Origin of the sequence: Sphingomonas sp. QA11 (assembly GCF_028473665.1) — a bacterium.
GTDB classification, from domain to species: Bacteria; Pseudomonadota; Alphaproteobacteria; order Sphingomonadales; family Sphingomonadaceae; genus Sphingomonas; species Sphingomonas phytovorans.
In genome coordinates this window covers 866752-885289 of sequence record NZ_CP098774.1, presented here as the reverse complement: position 1 = coordinate 885289, position 18538 = coordinate 866752, and the positions used below count along the sequence as shown (strand labels likewise).

At 64.9% G+C, this 18538-nt stretch carries 15 protein-coding genes; 10 read left to right on the top strand and 5 right to left on the bottom strand.

Features of this window, described 5'->3' with window-relative positions; translation table 11 throughout:
- The first annotated feature begins 108 nt into the window (after positions 1 to 108).
- Together purB and NDN01_RS04105 are read left to right on the top strand one after the other, a co-directional pair.
- A complete protein-coding gene (gene purB / locus NDN01_RS04110; protein WP_272626054.1) occupies positions 109 to 1431 on the top strand; it encodes an adenylosuccinate lyase in 1323 nt (440 codons plus the stop codon).
- Positions 1428 to 2951, top strand: coding sequence for an ArnT family glycosyltransferase (locus NDN01_RS04105; protein ID WP_272626053.1), 1524 nt, complete (start codon positions 1428 to 1430; stop codon positions 2949 to 2951). The genes purB and NDN01_RS04105 overlap by 4 nt, the downstream gene beginning before the upstream one ends.
- 607 nt (positions 2952 to 3558) lie before the next feature.
- Here NDN01_RS04105 and dnaJ read toward each other — a convergent pair.
- The gene (gene dnaJ, locus NDN01_RS04100; RefSeq protein WP_272626052.1) at positions 3559 to 4677 is read right to left on the bottom strand and encodes a molecular chaperone DnaJ; all 1119 of its coding nucleotides are present in this window, start codon (positions 4675 to 4677) and stop codon (positions 3559 to 3561) included.
- A gap of 69 nt (positions 4678 to 4746) precedes the next feature.
- Positions 4747 to 6657 carry a molecular chaperone DnaK gene (dnaK, locus tag NDN01_RS04095; RefSeq protein ID WP_272626051.1) on the bottom strand — a complete coding sequence of 637 codons (1911 nt, stop codon included), beginning with the start codon at positions 6655 to 6657 and terminating at the stop codon, positions 4747 to 4749.
- Between the two features lie 157 nt (positions 6658 to 6814).
- On the opposite strand from dnaK, the gene NDN01_RS04090 reads away from it, so the two are divergent.
- The 5 genes from NDN01_RS04090 (at position 6815) to NDN01_RS04070 (ending at position 9461) form a co-directional block, all read left to right on the top strand.
- Positions 6815 to 7255 carry a copper chaperone PCu(A)C gene (locus tag NDN01_RS04090; protein ID WP_272626050.1) on the top strand — a complete coding sequence of 147 codons (441 nt, stop codon included), beginning with the start codon at positions 6815 to 6817 and terminating at the stop codon, positions 7253 to 7255.
- Positions 7252 to 7734 (top strand): vgr related protein, encoded by a 483-nt coding sequence (locus NDN01_RS04085; RefSeq protein WP_272626049.1) that lies wholly within the window; start codon positions 7252 to 7254, stop codon positions 7732 to 7734. The genes NDN01_RS04090 and NDN01_RS04085 overlap by 4 nt, the downstream gene beginning before the upstream one ends.
- Positions 7735 to 7819: 85 nt before the next feature.
- Entirely contained in the window at positions 7820 to 8224 is a 405-nt protein-coding gene (locus tag NDN01_RS04080) for a DUF2946 family protein (protein ID WP_272626048.1), read from the top strand.
- A 126-nt stretch (positions 8225 to 8350) separates the two neighbouring features.
- Positions 8351 to 8833: a copper chaperone PCu(A)C gene (locus tag NDN01_RS04075; protein WP_272626047.1), complete on the top strand. Its 483-nt coding sequence runs from the start codon at positions 8351 to 8353 to the stop codon at positions 8831 to 8833.
- Positions 8820 to 9461 carry an SCO family protein gene (locus NDN01_RS04070; RefSeq protein ID WP_272626046.1) on the top strand — a complete coding sequence of 214 codons (642 nt, stop codon included), beginning with the start codon at positions 8820 to 8822 and terminating at the stop codon, positions 9459 to 9461. Before NDN01_RS04075 ends, NDN01_RS04070 begins: the two co-directional genes overlap by 14 nt.
- A 34-nt stretch (positions 9462 to 9495) precedes the next feature.
- Here NDN01_RS04070 and NDN01_RS04065 read toward each other — a convergent pair whose 3' ends face one another.
- Both NDN01_RS04065 and NDN01_RS04060 read right to left on the bottom strand, forming a co-directional pair.
- On the bottom strand, positions 9496 to 11364 hold the full coding sequence (locus NDN01_RS04065; RefSeq protein WP_272626045.1) for a CHASE4 domain-containing protein: 1869 nt from the start codon (positions 11362 to 11364) through the stop codon (positions 9496 to 9498).
- On the bottom strand, positions 11364 to 13271 hold the full coding sequence (locus tag NDN01_RS04060) for a putative bifunctional diguanylate cyclase/phosphodiesterase (RefSeq protein WP_272626044.1): 1908 nt from the start codon (positions 13269 to 13271) through the stop codon (positions 11364 to 11366). Before NDN01_RS04060 ends, NDN01_RS04065 begins: the two co-directional genes overlap by 1 nt.
- 210 nt (positions 13272 to 13481) lie before the next feature.
- Here NDN01_RS04060 and NDN01_RS04055 point away from each other — a divergent pair, with 210 nt between their 5' ends.
- From NDN01_RS04055 to NDN01_RS04045, 3 genes are all read left to right on the top strand, one after another.
- Complete coding sequence (locus tag NDN01_RS04055) at positions 13482 to 16019, top strand: eCIS core domain-containing protein (RefSeq protein WP_272626043.1); 2538 nt, start codon at positions 13482 to 13484, stop codon at positions 16017 to 16019.
- On the top strand, positions 16019 to 16366 hold the full coding sequence (locus tag NDN01_RS04050; protein ID WP_272626042.1) for a hypothetical protein: 348 nt from the start codon (positions 16019 to 16021) through the stop codon (positions 16364 to 16366). Before NDN01_RS04055 ends, NDN01_RS04050 begins: the two co-directional genes overlap by 1 nt.
- Positions 16367 to 16495: 129 nt before the next feature.
- On the top strand, positions 16496 to 17620 hold the full coding sequence (locus tag NDN01_RS04045; protein ID WP_272626041.1) for a hypothetical protein: 1125 nt from the start codon (positions 16496 to 16498) through the stop codon (positions 17618 to 17620).
- Between the two features lie 12 nt (positions 17621 to 17632).
- Here NDN01_RS04045 and NDN01_RS04040 read toward each other — a convergent pair whose 3' ends face one another.
- Positions 17633 to 18526 carry an ROK family protein gene (locus tag NDN01_RS04040; RefSeq protein ID WP_272626040.1) on the bottom strand — a complete coding sequence of 298 codons (894 nt, stop codon included), beginning with the start codon at positions 18524 to 18526 and terminating at the stop codon, positions 17633 to 17635.
- Between the last annotated feature and the right edge of the window lie 12 nt (positions 18527 to 18538).

The window sequence follows — 18538 nt, the reverse complement described above, 5'->3', positions numbered from 1 at the left end:
ATTTTTTCTCGATTTGAAGCTTCGCCTCGTCCCTGCTAACGCGCGCCTCATCACGAGTCCGTTCAGGATTCGCGATGAACAGAAACCGGAATTTCAGGAACCGTTGCAATGGTGCCACGCTACTCACGCCCCGACATGGTCGCCATCTGGACGCCCGAAACCCGTTTCCGCATCTGGTTCGAGATCGAGGCGCATGCCACCGATGCGCTCGCGGAGCTGGGCGTGGTGCCCGAGGAAGCCGCCAAGGCGATCTGGGAAAAGGGCGCCTTCGAGGTCGACCGGATCGACGAGATCGAGCGCGAGACCAAGCATGACGTGATCGCGTTCCTGACCAACGTCGCCGAGCATGTCGGCCCCGAGGCGCGCTTCATGCACCAGGGCATGACCTCTTCGGACGTGCTCGACACCTGCCTGGCGGTGCAGCTCGCCCGGGCCAGCGACATCCTGATCACCGATATCGACGCACTGCTCGTCGTGCTGAAACGCCGCGCGGTCGAGCACAAGCTGACTCCGACGATCGGCCGCAGCCACGGTATCCATGCCGAGCCGGTGACCTTCGGCCTCAAGCTCGCCCAGGCCTATGCCGAGTTCGACCGCAACCGCGCGCGGCTGGTAGCGGCGCGGGCAGACGTCGCGACCTGCGCGATTTCCGGCGCGGTCGGCACCTTCGCGAATATCGACCCGTTCGTCGAAGCGCATGTCGCCGAAAAGCTTGGGCTGAGTGTCGAGCCCGTCTCGACCCAGGTGATCCCGCGCGACCGCCATGCGATGTTCTTCGCGACGCTGGGCGTGATCGCCAGTTCGATCGAGCGGCTCGCGACCGAGATCCGCCATCTACAACGCACCGAGGTGCTAGAGGCGGAAGAATATTTCTCGCCGGGCCAGAAGGGCTCGTCGGCGATGCCGCACAAGCGCAACCCGGTGCTGACCGAGAATTTGACCGGCCTCGCCCGCATGGTGCGCGGCTATGTGACGCCGGCGCTGGAGAATGTGGCACTGTGGCATGAGCGCGACATCAGCCATTCGTCGGTCGAGCGCTATATCGGGCCTGACGCGACGATCACGCTCGATTTCGCGCTCGCCCGGCTGACCGGGGTGATGGACAAGCTGCTCGTCTATCCGGCCCGGATGGAAAAAAACCTGAACAAGATGGGCGGCCTCGTCCATTCGCAGCGTGTGCTGCTGGCGCTGACCCAGGCCGGCGTGAGCCGGGAGGATGCCTACCGGCTCGTCCAGCGCAACGCGATGAAGGTATGGGAATCGGACGGCGACCTGTCGCTGCTCGAACTGCTCAAAGCCGACCCCGAGGTGACCGCGGCCCTGTCGCCCGAGGAAATCGAGGACAAGTTCGACCTTGGCTATCATCTGAAGCATGTCGACACGATCTTCGCACGGGTGTTCGGCGCGACGGAGGATGCCCCCGTCGCATGATCGATAACGACCGGCACCGGACGCTCGTCGCGCGCGTGACGCTGGCGGTCGCGGGGCTGGTCTTTATCTATGGATTGATCCGGCTGGGGCTGCATGCTCCGCTCGCGCTCAACTATCCCTATGATCTCGATTATGGCGAGGGCGTTGTCTGGGAACAGATGCGCCTGATCATCAGCGGGTCGGGTTACCAGGCACTTCGGCCGATGCCCGCCTTCGTGTTCGAATACCCCCCGCTCTATCATCTCGTTACCGCCGCGACAGCCGGAGCCTTCGGACTCGATCCGCTGCTTGCCGGGCGGCTGGTGTCGCTGGTCATGGCGCTGGCGGCGGCGGTGCTGATCGGCGTGCTGACCAGCGCCGCAATCGGCAAGACACAGGATCGGACTATTCGCGCGATCGCCGGGCTGATCGCGGGTCTCGCCTTCGTCACCTTGCCGGTGGTGCTCAACTGGTCGACGCTGATGCGAGTCGACATGCTGGCCTATGCCATGAGCATCGCAGGCATGCTCGCCGCCGCGCGGAGTGCGAATCGTCCATCGCTGGCGATGCTCGCCGGCCTGCTCTTCACGCTTGCGCTCTATACACGGCAGACCTGCCTCCCCGCACCGGCCGCCGCCTTCCTGGTCCTGTTGATCACGCGGCCCCGCGCCGCCTGGCTGATGCTGGCGACGTCGCTCATAACGGGGCTGGCCGCACTCGCGGCCCTCAGCATCGCCAGCGACGGCCAGTTCCTGGTCCACATTCTTGCCTACAACATCAACCGGGTGATCTGGGATCACGCCGGGATGCTGATGCTGGTGCTCTCGGCCAACATCGTCACCCTCGCGCTTGGCGTGATCGGCGCGGTCATGGCCTGGCGGCGGCTCGCACCCGGTGGTTGGCGCGGTCTGCGCGGGCGGATGGAGCATGAAGACGGGCTGACCGCGACGGCAATCGTCCTGCTGGCACTCGGGCTGAAGACTTTGATGTTGCCGGCGATCCTCAAATCGGGCGCGAGCGACAACTACCTGATCGACTGGTTCGCGCTCATCGCCGTGCTGTGCGGCATGGCGTGCGTGCCCCTGATCCGCGCCGCGCTGCGCCAGCCGGCGTGTCCGAGCCTCGCGCTGGTACTGCTGATCGGCGTTGGCTTGCCGGTTCAAATGATCGATCCGCCGCTGCGGCCCGACAGCGGCAAGATAGCGCAGGACCGCGCAGCGCTGGCCCCGGTGGTCGAGCGCATCAGGGCCAGCCCCAGACCAGTGGTGAGCGACGAGATGGTGCTCATCCTGCGCGGCGGGCAGCACGTGGTGTGGGAGCCCGCGATCATCGCCGAACTTGGTAGCGCGGGCATCTATGACGAGGCCGCGCTCGCTGCGCGGGTGCGCCGCGGGGAGTTCGGTTTCTTCGTAACGAGGGGCCAGCGCGGATCGCTGCTGTTCGATCAGCGATTCAACCCGATCGTCGCGGACGCGATGGACGCCGCCTATCCGCGGCGTGAACAGGTGGGCGATCTGACGCTTCATTTGCCTGCCAGGTAAGACAAAACGTGCCGATTCAGCGGCAAAGCGATTGCGTTTGCTGCAACTGCGAAGGCGCGTAATAATATTGCGCGTCAACGCAATAATTCCCACATGACCGGTGCCGGACTTTTCCGGCATCGGAGACCCAACCATGCCTTTCCTGGAAACCGTGGTCAGCAGCGTGCTGGCACTCACGGCCCTTGTGCTGGTGGTCGAGGTCGTCAGCCTCTGATCCACCGGCCCGCCCGCCCCTTGCACAAAGGGGCGGTCAGGGCGGCGAAGTAGGGCTCTCTCTGAAATATCCGCATGGCGCTTAGACTCGAGCCCAGGGCGGATCGACATTCACTTCACTGGCACGTTTACAGCAAAGAGGAGGATCCGCGCAGAGGCGCAGAGACCGCGGAGTTCATTTCCAGACCTGAGCATCGCGCCGGTAAGCTGCCTGCTTGTGGACGTGCCCGTCATGCCAAACTGCCGGAGCCACTGGCCGCACCTCCTCAGCGCCCTCTGCGCCTCTGCGCGAACCATCTTGCACCGCCGACGGACGGTTCTGAATGTCGATCCGTCCTGGTCGGCCTCTCAAGCGTCAGCGCCTGCCCCTCCCGCAAGCGGGAGGGGGGAAAGATCAACCCAGCGCGCTTTTCACCTTCTTGAAGAATCCCATGGTCTGAGGGCATTCTTCACCGGTTTCGGTCGCCCGGAACTGTTCGAGCAGATCGCGCTGCTTCGCGGTGAGCTTGGTCGGGGTTTCCACCTCGACGCGGATCACCAGGTCGCCGCGACCCCGGCCTTGCAGGAAAGGCATGCCAGCGCCGCGCTGGCGCAGTTCCCGGCCACTCTGGGTGCCAGCCGGAATCTTGATCGTGTGGCGCTCGCCATCGGGACCGGGGATGCGGATCTCACCGCCCAGGGATGCGGTGGTGAAGCTGATCGGCGCGCGGGCGAAGAGGGTCGTGCCCTCACGCTCGAACAACGCATGCCGCAACACGTGCAGGAAGATATAGAGATCGCCCGGAGGCGCGCCGCGCGCGCCTGCCTCGCCCTCGCCGGTCAGGCGAACGCGAGTGCCCTCATCCACCCCGGGCGGGATATTGACCGTGAGCGTCTTGGTCTTTTCGACCCGGCCCTCACCCCGGCAATGGCCGCAGGGATCGGAGATGACCTGGCCAGCGCCGTGGCAGCTCGGGCAGGTCCGCTCGACCACGAAGAAGCCCTGCTGCGCCCGTACCTTGCCATGGCCGGCACAGGTGCCGCACGCCTTGGCGCTGGTGCCGGGATTGGCACCCGTGCCGTGGCACGAATCGCAGGCGGCTGATACGTCGACCGTGATCTCGGTCGACTTGCCGCGAAACGCGTCCTCGAGCGTGATCTCCATGTCGTAGCGGAGATCGGCACCGCGACGCTGACCGCGCGGGGCACGGCCACCGCCGCCCATGAATTCGCCGAAGATATTTTCGAAGATGTCGCTGAACGCGCCGAAATCCTGCGCACCGCCGCCGCCCGCACCCGCGCCGTTGCGGAAAGCCGCATGGCCGAAGCGGTCATAAGCAGCGCGTTTCTGCGGATCCTTGAGGCAGTCATAAGCCTCGCTGATCGCCTTGAAGCGCGATTCGCTGTCCTTGCACCCGTCATTCTTGTCCGGGTGATATTTCATCGCGAGCTTCCGATAGGACGCCTTCAGCGTCGCATCGTTCGCGGTGCGCTCACATTCGAGCAATTCGTAGAAATCGACTTCGGTGGTCATCTTGGGCCCCCGCCCTCCCCGTTACCCCAGCGGATCGCATCGCAGGAATAACGGGGGGAACGCAACAAGTTACGCCTTTGTATCGTCGACTTCCGAGAATTCGGCGTCGACCACGTCCTCGGCAGGCGCCTCATGCGCCGCTTCGGCGGCGGCAGCCGGCGAAGCCTCTGACTGGGCCTGCTTCTCGTAGATTGCCTGACCGAGCTTCATCGCGACCTGCTGCAGGGCATTGGCCTGCTCGCGCATCGCCTCGGGATCGCCGCCTTCCACTGCCGTCTTGGCCGTGGCGATAGCGCCCTCGATCTCGGACTTGAGCGAGGCGTCGACCTTGTCGCCATTATCGGCGAGCTGGCGCTCGGTCGTGTGGATCAGGCTGTCGAGCGTGTTCTTCGCCTCGGCCGCGTCGCGGCGCTTCTTGTCCTCCTCGGCGAACTGCTCGGCATCGCGGACCATCTGGTCGATGTCGCGATCCGACAGGCCACCCGAGGCCTGGATGCGGATCTGCTGCTCCTTGCCGGTGCCCTTGTCCTTGGCAGACACGTTGACGATGCCGTTGGCGTCGATGTCGAACGTGACCTCGATCTGCGGCACGCCGCGCGGCGCCGACGGGATACCCACCAGATCGAACTGGCCGAGCATCTTGTTGTCGGCCGCCATTTCACGCTCGCCCTGGAAGACGCGGATCGTGACGGCCTGCTGATTGTCGTCAGCGGTCGAATAGACCTGCGATTTCTTGGTCGGGATCGTGGTGTTGCGGTCGATCATGCGGGTGAACACGCCACCCAGCGTCTCGATGCCCAGCGACAGCGGGGTCACGTCGAGCAGCAGCACGTCCTTCACGTCGCCCTGCAGCACGCCGGCCTGGATCGCGGCACCCATCGCGACGACCTCGTCCGGGTTGACGCCCGAGTGCGGCTCCTTGCCGAAGAAGTCCTTCACGATCTGGCGAACCTTGGGCATGCGCGTCATGCCGCCCACCAGGACGACTTCGGCGATGTCGGCCGCCTTGAGGCCCGCATCCTGCAGCGCCTTGCGGCACGGCTCAAGCGTGCGCTGGATCAGGTCCTCGACCAGCCGCTCCAGATCGGCGCGGGTGATCGTCTTGACCAGATGCTTCGGGCCGTTCTGGTCGGCGGTGATGAAGGGCAGGTTGACCTCGGTCGTGGCAGCCGAGCTGAGCTCGATCTTCGCCTTTTCCGCAGCTTCCTTGAGGCGCTGCAGGGCAAGCTTGTCCTTGGTCAGGTCGATGCCTTCGGCCTTACGGAAATCTTCCGCGAGGAAACGCAGGATCTTGTCGTCGAAATCCTCGCCGCCGAGGAAGGTGTCGCCATTGGTGGCCTTCACCTCGAACACGCCGTCACCGATCTCGAGCACCGAGATGTCGAAGGTACCGCCGCCGAGATCGTAGACGGCGATCGTCTTGCCGTCCTGCTTGTCGAGGCCATAGGCGAGCGCCGCAGCGGTAGGCTCGTTGATGATCCGCAGCACTTCGAGGCCGGCGATCTGACCGGCGTCCTTGGTCGCCTGGCGCTGCGCGTCGTTGAAGTACGCAGGAACCGTGACGACCGCCTGGGTCACCGTCTCGCCGAGATAGGCCTCGGCGGTTTCCTTCATCTTCTGGAGCGTGAAGGCGGAAATCTGCGCGGGCGAATAATCCTTGCCGCCGGCCTGGACCCATGCATCGCCGTTCGGACCCTTCACGATGTGATAGGGAACCAGTTCGGTGTCCTTCTTGGTCACCGGATCGTCGAAGCGGCGGCCGATCAGGCGCTTCACCGCGAATACCGTATTCTCAGGGTTGGTCACCGCCTGGCGCTTGGCCGGCTGACCGATCAGTCGCTCGCCATCCTTGGCGAACGCCACGATCGACGGCGTGGTGCGCGCGCCTTCCGCATTCTCAATGACCTTGGGCTTGCCGCCTTCCATCACGGAAACGCAGCTGTTGGTAGTGCCCAGATCGATACCGATTACTTTAGCCATGGTCCTCTTCGGCCCCCGTCTTCTAAAAAATTGCCTCTCGGCCGCGCCCCCAGACTGGGCGACGCGACACTTACTGCTGGCGATATAGGGGGGCTTTCGCTTGCCGCAAGATTTTCGACTCCCTAGAGGCCTGACAACATTCCCGAAGCGGGAGAATATGATGCGTATCCCTGCCCTTCTTTGCCTCCTGCTGGCGCTCGCCGGATGCGACGGCCCGAAGGAAATGCATGTCAGCAACGCCTGGGTGCGGCTGGCCGCGGTGCCGCGCGGGCCGGCCGCAGCGTATTTCACGCTGCATGGCGGCCCCGCCGACGCGACGCTGATCAGCGTTTCGAGCGATGTCTCGATCCGGGCGGAGATGCACGAATCGATGAAGTCGGGATCGATGTCGTCGATGAAGCCGATCGAACAGGTCCGAGTACCCGCAGGCGACAAGATCATTTTCGCCCCGGGCGGCAAGCATGTGATGCTGTTCGACGTCAACCCGGGCATCAAGTCCGGTGCCCCGGTGCCGCTGCTCTTCACCTTCGCCGATGGCCAGCGCATCACCTACAAGGCGACCGCGGTCGGCGCAGGCGACGCAGCGCCGGGAAGTTGAACGCCGATTCGACCGGCCGCCCCCTGACCGGTGGCGAGATCGCCCTGGCGCGAAGCGTGTTCGGCGACTCGGTCGATTATGCGCCGGTGCGTATCATGTGGCGCAAATGGGCGTTCTTCCAGCCGCGCGAGACCGTGATGGCGCCGACCGGATCGATCCATTTCCACCCCCGGGGCACACATTATCGCGACGATTTCTCGGCAGGATCGCTGGAGGACCAGGGCCTGTTCATCCATGAGATGACTCATGTCTGGCAGCACCAGAAGGGCATCGTGCTGCCGATCGCGCGGCATCCCTTCTGCCGCTACGACTATGCCATCCGTCCCGGCCTGCCGCTATACCGCTACGGCATCGAGCAACAGGCCGAGATCGTGCGGCACGCCTTCATGATCCGGCGCGGCGCCACGGTGATCGGAGCGCCGGCACTTGCCTGCTACGAAGAAATCCTGCCCTTCGGCACGGCGATGGAGCGGGCGTGACGGTGCGAGGGCGCGGCCCTGTCCCCGATTGGGCGGACCGATTCCCAAAATCGACAAACCCGGTGCAAGAGGCTAGCCGCAGCGCGTGACCGGGTTACGCCTTCATCTGTCGCGCCGCCCGCTGCTGGCCGCATGGATCGTCGCCGCCGCGCTGCTGATGCGCGTGCTGGTGCCGGCCGGTTTCATGCCCGCGGCTTCGGGCGGGACGATCATGGTCCAGATCTGCTCGGGCGGAAGTATGCAACAGCGCGTCATGGCGCTACCGGTCGAACGCGTTCCGGTGCCGCAGCACGACCATCCGGGCAAGGCCGAAGCACCCTGCGCCTTCTCGGCACTGTCAGCGCCCACGCTGGGCGGAACCGATCCGGCATTGCTGGTGCTGGCCCTGTTCTTCATCCTCGCCCTTGCCGTTCGCGTGCCGCTGGCGATCCCCCGCCGGACGCCATCCTATCTGCGCCCGCCGCTTCGCGGGCCGCCGGCCACGGCCTGATCCTTCGCTTGCCCGGTACGCCCCGGGACCGAGGGCCTTCCCGCAGCAATGCAGCCGACGCCGCCATCGCATCCGATGGCGTGCGCCCCCATTCTCGTCCGGACATGTCCGGCAGGAGCAACTTCGATGCGTTATTCAAGAACCACCCTGGCGGCCGCGATCGCGTGCCTGGCCGCCCCGATTGCCGCGCGCGACGCCAACGCGGGCACGATCAGGATCAGTCATCCCTGGGCCCGCGAAACGGCCCCGTCCCAGACGGTCGGCGGCGGATATCTGAGCCTGACCAACAAGGGCAGGCAGCCGGATCGCCTGATTTCAGCCACATCACCGGCCGCGCGCGAAGTGCAGATCCACAGCATGTCGATGGATCGCGGCGTGATGCGCATGCGTCGCCTGACCGGCGGCCTGGCAATTCCGGCGGGCGCCACGGTCGCGATGGCGCCCGGTGGCCTTCACATCATGTTCGTCGGGCTGAAGGCGCCGCTGAAGCGCGGGGCGATGATCCCGGCCCAACTCAGCTTCGAGCGCGCGGGAACGATCAGGATCGCCTTCAAGGTCGAACCAGTCACCGCGCAGGGACCGGGAGGCAGCCATCATGAGCAGCATTGAGCCGACCGAGCCCGCCGCGCCCCGGGCCCGGCTCAACAGGGTCCGGGTCGCATTATGGGGCGCGGCCGCCCTGGCGGCCGGCGCTGGTGCGTTCGCACTGCTGGACAAGCCCAAACCTCAGCCGGGCAATGCCGAGTCCTATGCAAGCGCCATCGGCGGGCCGTTCGCGATGATCGACCAGAGGGGCAGGCCAGTGACCGACAAGACGCTGAGGGGCAGGCCCTTCGCGATCTTCTTCGGCTTCACCCGCTGCCCCGATGTCTGCCCGACGACGCTGTCGCGCATGGCGCAACTGCGCAAGGAACTGGGCAGCGCCGGCGACAAGTTCGACATCGTCTTCGTTTCAGTCGATCCCGAGCATGACAAGCCGGCCGATATCGGCACCTATCTGACGCTGTTCGAGACGCCGATCATCGGGCTGAGCGGGAACGCCGCCCAGCTGGCGCAGATCGTGAAGGCCTATCACGTCTATTACGAGAAGGTGCCGCAACCGGGCGGCAACTATACCATCGACCACAGCGCATCAGTGTTCCTGATGGGGCGCAAGGGTGAATTCGTCACCACCATCGACGGCCATGAGGGTCAGGCGCCTGCCCTCGCCAAGCTGAGGCGGCTGATCGACGGCTGAGCGGCACGTCACTCGTGAGAGGGACTGGCGGCTGTCAGGCCGCCAGTCCCTGCCGTTCGGGAACCGCCGTCGCGAGGGTCAGGACAGCTACGGCGCCCCTGCCCTGGCCTTCGCTCTCGAGCCGAAGCGAGCCCTGCATCGCGGTCATTGAGTTGGCGCACCAATGGAGGCCAAGGCCACCCGACTTGTGCTTACGAGTGGAGAAACCGCGCTGAAACAGCGTCGGTGCGCGGTCGATCGCGAAGCCTTCGCCGTCATCGCGGATGGCGATGATGGTCTGCCCCTTCTCCTCGTCGATCGTCACGCCGATGCTGCCGCCGCCCATTCCCCGAGCGCCGATCGCCTCGGCCGCGTTGGCGAAGAGATTGCCGATCACCTGGCTCAGGATCACGCGGCTGCCCATGGCCAGATGAGGTCGCGCCGGGAAGCTGAACGCGATCGACAGTCCGCCCGAATAGCGCGCGATCGTCGCGTTCCTGGCAATGATCTCCGTCACGTCGCATGGCTCAAGTTCAGGCCGGCCATTGGCAGCCTGCTGCTGCTCGCCGATGATCTCGAGCACATGGCTCATGGCCTCCCGGCCGACCTGGAGCTGACGGCGGCGTTCATCGCGATCCTTCGCCTCGGCCTCGATCGCGGCCGAGACGAATGCGACGAGCTTGTCGCGCCGTGCCTTCGGAATATCGTCCTTCGCCAGTTCGGCGACGGCACGATCGAGCGTGCCGCGATCCATCGGCGCAGGCTGGGCGATACCCTGGCTGATGATCGTGCTGATCGGATTCAGCGCGTTGCGGACATTGTGCATCACCGCGACGGCGCTCTCGCTGCGGCCGAGCGCGAAGCTCTGCACCTCGAGCTGTTCCCGCAGATCCTTCAACTGGCGGAGCATCGCGTTGAAGCTGCGACCAAGCGAGCCGATCTCATCCTGTCGCGCCGCCTCGTCGGGCAGCAGGCTGAGCGCTCCGGACGAACGGACGACCTGCATATGGTTCTCTACCCGGTGCAGCGGACGCAGCACCAGCCGCGTGATCATCCGGCGCAACATCAGCAGCACCACGAGCAGCAACAGCGTCGATCCCGCGACGGCGAGGAGCAGCATGCGCCGGCCGAGCACCGACACGTCGCGCGGCACGGTGAAATCGGCGCTTGCCACGGCATGGCCGCCGGGGCCGAGGATCGGCACGGCGATCCGCATTTTTTCCCGATCGGGGGTGATTCGTCCGGCATCGGCAAGAGTCGCAAGATCGAGCCGGGCGTTGAGCTGGAGCAGGCCGGAAAGCTGTTCCGACGTGATCCGCCGCGCCATCAGCACATAGCCGCGCGGGGTTCCGCTGCCGTCGCTGCGGCGAACCTGCGCGACGCCGACCGCCGCGATCACGCGGCCAAGCCGCACGAAGAAGCTGGCCGAGTTGCGCGCGCCGAGCATCTTCGGAAAATCGATGTTTCGTATCTGCCCGATCAGCGCCTGGCGCATCGCCGGATCGTCACCCCTGGCGCCGCGCCAGCGGGCAATGACGATACGACCATCATTGGCGAGATAGGCCATGCCGTTGACGCCGAGATTCTCCATCGCGAGGGGCGAGAAGGATTCCTCCTCGAACGCAGCGGTCTGGCGGGCCATATAGTCGTAGCTCGAATTCCAGTCGCCATAGTCGCGCACCGCGCTTTCGACCTTCGACGCATATTCGCGCAGCGTCACGCGCGTGCGTTCGACATGCGCCTCGACCGACCGGGATTCGAGTTGATTGAAACTGGGGACGATGACGCTGGCGAGCAGCAGCGTGATCGCGGCGGAGCCGATCAGCCCCACCACGGTCAGGATCAGAACGAGCTTTGCGCCGAGCGATTTCGGATTGCGCAGGGCCCCGATCCGGCCGCTAGCGGCACGGAGAAAATGGGACATCAGCCGCGTGTCCCGTTACCCAGTTCAGGTTCGAGATATTCCTCCTCGATCCCTGACGGATCCGGGATGAAGCGCGCCAGGGCCATCGCGCGCGCGATATCGGCGTCGACCGGCCGGGAGAAATAATAGCCCTGGAGGTGCGAGGCCCCGGCGGCGCGGAGCGCCATGACCTGCGCGTCGGTCTCGACGCCTTCAGCGATCACGCCGAGGCCAAGCGCGCGGCCGAGATGGATGATCGAATGGACGATCGCCGCGCTCTCGCGCTCGCGGCCCATGCCGTCGATGAAGCTGCGGTCGATCTTCAGGCAATCGAGGGCGAACTTGCGGATATTGTAGAGGCTTGAATAACCGGTGCCGAAATCGTCCAGCGCGATGCGGAAGCCCATCTGGCGCAGGCGATAAAGCGTCTCCGCCGCGCGATCGGCATCATCGAAGATCGCTGTTTCGGTGATCTCGATCTGCACCCGGTTGGGCTCGACCCCGGCGCGCTGCACGCATTCCAGGATATGGCCGATGAAATTGGGGCGGCGAAACTGGCGCGGGCTGAAATTGACCGAGACATATTGGCCGGGCCAGTCCTTCAACTCCTTGAGCGCCTCCCCCAGCACCCAGTTGCCAAGTTCATGGATCAGGTTCGATTCCTCGGCGATCGGGATAAACATCGATGGCGAGACAGGACCGAATTCTTCCGTATTCCAGCGCAGCAGCGCCTCGAAGCCAATGACTTCGAGGCCCTCGCGGGCGACGATCGGCTGATAGACGAGGCTCAGTTCGCCCTTCTCGATCGACTTGCCGAGCCCACCCTCGATGCGCCGGCGGAATCGGATCGATTCGTCCATGCTGTCGTCGAACACGCGGACGACGCCACGGCCGCTATGCTTGGCATCGTTGAGTGCGAGATCGGCGCGGCGCATCACGTCCACCGGATCGTGCTTCTCCCCCGCCTCGACGAAGACGAAACCGGCCGAGGCGCCGCACTGGACCGAATGGCCGAAGATCTTGAAGGTGGCTGAGCAGGCCTTGATCAGGCGCTCGCAGGCCATGCACGCAGCCTGTTCGCCGGGCGAATCGAACAGGAGGCCGAATTCGTCGCCACCAAGCCGCGCGACCATGCCGCCTTCAGGGATGGAGGATTGAAGCACCGCGCAGATCTGGCGGATCAGATCGTCGCCGGCGAGATGGCCGAGCGTGTCATTGACCAGCTTGAAGCGATCGAGATCGACCATCGCGGTGGCGAAGCTGTCGTTGCCGCGGGCTTTTTCAGCGAGAGTGCGCAGGAAGGCGAGGCGATTGGGCGCCTCGGTCAGCGAATCGTGATTGGCGATATGCACCGCCTTGCTCTCGTTCGCCGCGAGTTCGAGCCCCTGTTCCTCAAGGATCAGGATCTTTTCGGCAAGCGCGGCACGAGTCGCGGCCAGTTCGCGATCGACCTGCCAGCGATGCGCCAGCGCGGTCGCGGTCTGAGTGACCTCGGCCACCTCGAACGGCTTGGCGATGTAGAAGATCTTGTCCGCCGGTCCGGCCGCCTTGCTGATCTCGACCGGCGAGAAATCGGAATAGCCGGTGACGATCACCAGGTTGATGTCAGGATCCAGCGCCCGGATGCGGGTGGCGGTTTCCTTGCCGTCGATGCCCGGCGGCATGCGCACGTCGATGAACGCGACCGCGAACGGATCGCCGTCGATGATCGCCTTTTCGATCGCGGCGACGCCATCCAGCCCCTGCATCGCGTGAGTGAGCGCGAAATCCATCGCGGGCGCCGTATCCGCCGGAGCGTCGTCGTCGTCACCGAACAATTCGGCCGCCATCGCATCGAGCGCACCGGCGTCCGCATGTCCCGTCGGCGCGAAGCTGCGTCGGTAGGAATCATGCATCGCAGGTTCGTCGTCGACGATCAGAATGCGCATTGAGGCACCGCCGTGGTTAATGTCATTGAGGGCCCGTCCGCCCTTGCCATGGCGTAACCGGACACGGTTAAGGCGCCGTAAACGCTGTTTCGATGCCCTCATTATCAGTGCTTGATTCAGTTGCCGCACACGGCGCCGGGACATAGCATCCCGACCATGGATCAGCGGAGCGCTCAACAGCGGCAGGCCTCCCGTCCCGACACCCGGCCTGTGGGTGAGCGTGTCGCCGGGCCGCGCCAAACGCAGCTCGCCGCCTTTTCCGAGATGCTGAATGCGGCGCCACCGGTGCAGCGCCTCGCCGGGATGACATCGTCTGACCGAAACGGCCGGTCTGCCCGCCCCGCCGTGGCGCAGCTTTATGACATTCAGGCGTTCGATAGCTGGGGCGAACATGTCGCCTGGCTTCTGGCGAACCATGTGGCGCTGCCGCAGGGTCTGAAATTGCGGGTCGGCAGCCTCGGCAACTATCTGAACCGGGCACCGGTGGGCTCCAAGGCGATCTACCTGCCGCCCGGGCAGCCGGGACTGACGGAGGCGGGCGTCGCGCTTCGCGACAGCGGTGCCCGAGGCGCCATCCTCCTCTCGTCGAGTTATGTCGAGGAGGTCGGCACCCTGCCCAAGGACGAGCGGATCGCCACCCTGTTGTCGACGATCCGCCATGAAGTGCAGCATGCCGAGAATTTCGACGAGGGCCTCGTTTCGGCCGACCCTTCCGAAGCCGAGAGCGCGCTCGATGAAACCATCGCGCATTCCGAGAACATCCTGAACGCGCAACTGGGCGGCACCAAGAGCGATGCGCCGCTGTGGGACCAGGTCGAACATCTGGCGCAGGCGGAGAAATATTTCGAATCCGCCGGAGGAGCCCGAGGCGCGCTGAAGAACAAAGCCGCCGCAGCCCTGGAGCGGGCGCAGAAAAAGGTGCGCAAGGCCTTGGCCGAACATGGGGAAAACCCCGCGGAGATGATCGACCAGTATCTCAACCTGGTCGATTTCGACGAGGATGGGCACAAGCTGGCGAACAAGAGCGATGCCATGCGCACGGTCCTGCAGGGCAAGTTCGCAGATACGGGCCCCGTGGCGCAGCGCGCCGCGGAGCCAACGGGCAATCGCACCGGCATGCCGGACAATTTGAAATCCGGCATCGAGGCCTTGTCCGGGATCTCGATGGACGGGGTGAAGGTCCATTATAATTCGGCCAGCCCCGCGCAGCTCAACGCCCATGCCTATGCCCAGGGCAGCGACATCCACCTCGCCCCGGGGCAGGAACGGCATTTGCCGCACGAAGCTTGGCATGTCGTCCAGCAGGCGCAGGGGCGAGTCGCTCCTACCCGGCAGATGAAGGCCGGGACGCCCATCAACGACGACGCCGGGCTTGAGCGCGAGGCCGATGTAATGGGCGCCCGTGCGGCGGGCATGACCGCCTCCGCCACGGATGCGACGACGATTGAACCAGATGGAGGGGCCGAGCCCGCTGGTGCCAGCGGGTCGGCCGCCCAGCGCGTTGCCCAGCTTTATCGTCTGTATCCGGTGAGCGAACAGACCGATCAGCAGTGGAACGCCGGCAAGCCGGTGCGCGTATCCGAGGACGGCAATCTCGCGGTGGGACAGGACGACGGCTATGGCTCGCATGACCTGTGGGCCGAGGCGGGAATGATCGAACCCACCAACGAGCGTCTGCAGACGTCGGGCTCGCGCTATCGCGTCGCCGCCGGCGACACTACGCTTTCCGGCACCTCACCCGTCGGCAACCATGCGCGTACCCTGACCAAGGTCGTACCGAGCTATGGCCCTACAGGCGATTCGGGCGAAGACATGACGATGCCGGACGATTGCGGCACGGCGGCGCATGAACTGACCGGCGCAATGGGTGACGACGACAAAAAGACCGAGATGGTCGCGGTCTTCCGGAACACCATCAACCTGGCGGCAGCCGTCACCACGGCGGCGGAAGACCATCCGATGAAGATGAAGCGGGAAATCCTGCTCCCGTTCATCATGGCCAAGAGCAACGAGGACGTCCCGAGCTTTTTCAGCTTCGTCGGCGTCGGCCCGAGCAAACGCAACCTGATCGACCTTGCGAGATTGCGCCAACTCGACAAGCCCATCAACGCGTTCCGCCATGCCCAGGAACGGATGACCGAGATTAGAACCGTCGACCTTCCCGAGCTTTTAGAAGAACGACGCCAACTGCAAGACATGGATCCCCTCGGCGGCGGTTTCGCCGCACGGGAGCAGGCTTTCAAACAGGCAGAGACAAGGATCACTGTCGAGGTGAACAAGATCAGAGACCTGATCCAACTGATCGCGCCAACCATCATACCGACGCTGAAACAAATCGACGACCTTATCGTCGCGTCCTACGAGAAGCTGACCCCCGCCGAGAAGGACACTTTCGAGCAGCGGGCGCAGATCAACCGCTATGCCACTCCCGAGCCCGGTCAGGCATTCGCCATTTCAACGGGCGGTGCGCCCAAGAACATCAGGCGAGGCGACGGCACCGTTCAGGTCACCTACAACGTCCATTGGGCGGGCGTGCTGATGAAGAGCGGCGGCGACACCGTGACGATGGAGAATTCAGCCGAACATATCGTGCTGCCGCGCAACACGAACTGGATCTTCCAGATGTATGGCGCCGCATCCAACGCCGTCGGCAAGCGCGGGCAGACGTTCCACGAACAGAATCGCGACGTGATCGGCGCGCATGGCCAGTCGCCGACGACGATGACCGTCAAGCCAAGGGACGCCTGATGGCCCTGTCACTGATCCGTTCTGGAAAGAACATCCCGAAGCACGCGGGCGAGCGGGTGGCGGTCCAGGGCATTTATGCGTCGATCGATCTGCGTCGCCTCTACAAGCCCCCGCCGCAATATGCCGGCCATGTCGCCATAAGGCTGGACGATGGCGAGACGGTGCTGCTCGAACCATCCTGGCACCCCGACGCCCGCCGCAGCAATGCGGAACGCGAGGCTCATGAGGGGCGCCTGGTCGTTGCGATCGGCATTCTTCACGACGAGGCACCGGATGCCCCGGACGGCACCGCCAGCGTTCGCATGCCGTGCCTTAGCGAAATCGACTCGATCGAGCTCATTCCCTGACCCGACTTCCTCCCCCAGGGTTCAGGCGCAGATAGCCCCAATTTCGGGCGATCCGATTGCCGTACCCGGACAAAGGAAATAGCATCGCCCAGTCGATCGGTCCCGATCGACCGGCAGGAACACAGCCCGATGCATCAACGAGGCGTCCAGCAGCGTCAGGCGATCCGTCCCGCCCTTCCCCTTCCAGGCGCGAGCATCGCCGGCCCGCGCCAGACGCAATTAGCCGCCATGTCTGCGATGCTCAACGCTGCCCCGCCAGCGCAGCGCCTCGCCGCGATGGCGACACCGTCCGGAGACCGGAACGGCCTGCCCCCTCGATCTGAGACGGCACAGCTCAAGCCGACCGCACGATCCACTGGAATGGCGCCGGTACAAAGGATGATCGTCGACAATAGCTCGCCACCGCCCAACTTCACATCCGACAGCGAGCGACCGAAATGGCAGGTCACCGCAGAACGGGCGATCTTGCAGGACTTTAAAATTACCACGGGATCGAGCGTCAGCAAGATCGACTATGTCAAGGAACAGCTCGCCCGCTGCCATATCCTGGCGTTCAACGACATTCAGGCGACCATACTCGAATATCTGAACAGCAGCGCGCCGAACAAGGACAGCGGCCTGACCATATGGCTGTTCAACGTGACCGCCGGAATCGGGGGAACACGCGAAGCAACGGGGATCGAAAAGGCTGCGCAGGCAATGATGATCAACCCGTCGGCCAAGACAGCCAATACGCTGCTCGGCAAGCTCAACAGCCTGTCCGACAACCTTCGCGCCGCCAACAGCCTTCTCAACAGCTATATCGGCGAGCATCCCGACCTGCGCGGCTCGACATCGCCGAGCGGGCAATGGCATGCCAGCACCAAGAGCCGCCAGGCGCTCGACCTGAGCGACAGCAGCCTGTTGCTGACACCCCAGCACCAATCGAATATCGTCACCTCCGAAGGTACGGTGCCGCTCGGCTCATTGAGCCCGAGGCTGCAGAGCCAGCTGCAGGGCCAATCCTGGGAAACGCGCGGCGTGCATTCGAGCAGCACGATCAACGCCCTTTACCCCGGATCGACAGAGACCTCGATCAAGGCGGCACCAAGCGGCACGTTCAACTTCACCGGCGTCACACAGGCACCGTCCAACCTGTCGGACCTCTATTACGAATATGGCGTGCTGGCGACGAACACCGCCCGTTCGCCGACGGAAGAATTGCGGTTTCAGGAACTGGCCGGCATCCTCAAGGGCGTCGGGTGGATCAACTGATCGGAGGCCGGCTCACCCCGTGCCGCGGACCAGTGCCGCACCCAGCTCGATCGCCCCAAGCGGCCCGGCATTGTTGCCGAGCGCCGCCGGCACGACATAGTCCTCGACCGGCTCGATATCGGGCGTGGCGCCGTAGCCGCCGAGGCTTTCCAGCAGCTTGGCCCGGATCCGGGGAAAAAGACCGGGAGTGCCGGTCATCACGCCACCGCCCATCACGACCCGGCGCGGGATGCCGGTCAGCACCAGCATATGGACCAGTTGCGCCAGCGTGTGCGCGACACCGTCCCAGGCGGGATCGTCCGCCGCCAGTTCCTGCGCGGGCCGGCCTGCGCGCGCGGCGATCGCCGGTCCTGATGCAAGGCCCTCGACGCAATCCCCGTGGAAGGAGCAGATGCCCGGCCAATCGTCCCCGGCCATCCGGACCGGGCGGACATGGCCGAGCTCAGGATGAGTCAGCCCGTTCGTCGGAATGCCGTTCAGCACCAGCCCTACGCCGACACCGGTGCCGACAGTGACATAGGCGTGATCGGCGACATCGCGCGCCGCGCCCCACCGCCCTTCCCCCAGCGCCGCACCGGCGACATCGCTGTTGAAAGCGAACGGCACGCCAGCGTGACGCGCCAGGCGGCGGCCGACATCAGTGTTCGACCAGCCCGGCTTGGTCGTCGCGGTGATGAAGCCGTAATTCTCCGCCGCCGGGTCGATCGACACCGGACCGAAGCTGGCAATGCCCAGGGCCCGGTAGCCAGACCAGCGGCTCAGCACCGCCTCGATCGCCGCCAGCGTCTCCCCGGGCCCGGTCGTCGCGATGCGAACCTCGTCCCGGATATCGTCCGGCCCAGTGCCAAGCACGCAGATGCATTTGGTTCCGCCAAGTTCGATGCCAGCGATCAGGGGATTGTTCATGGGGACGCTATC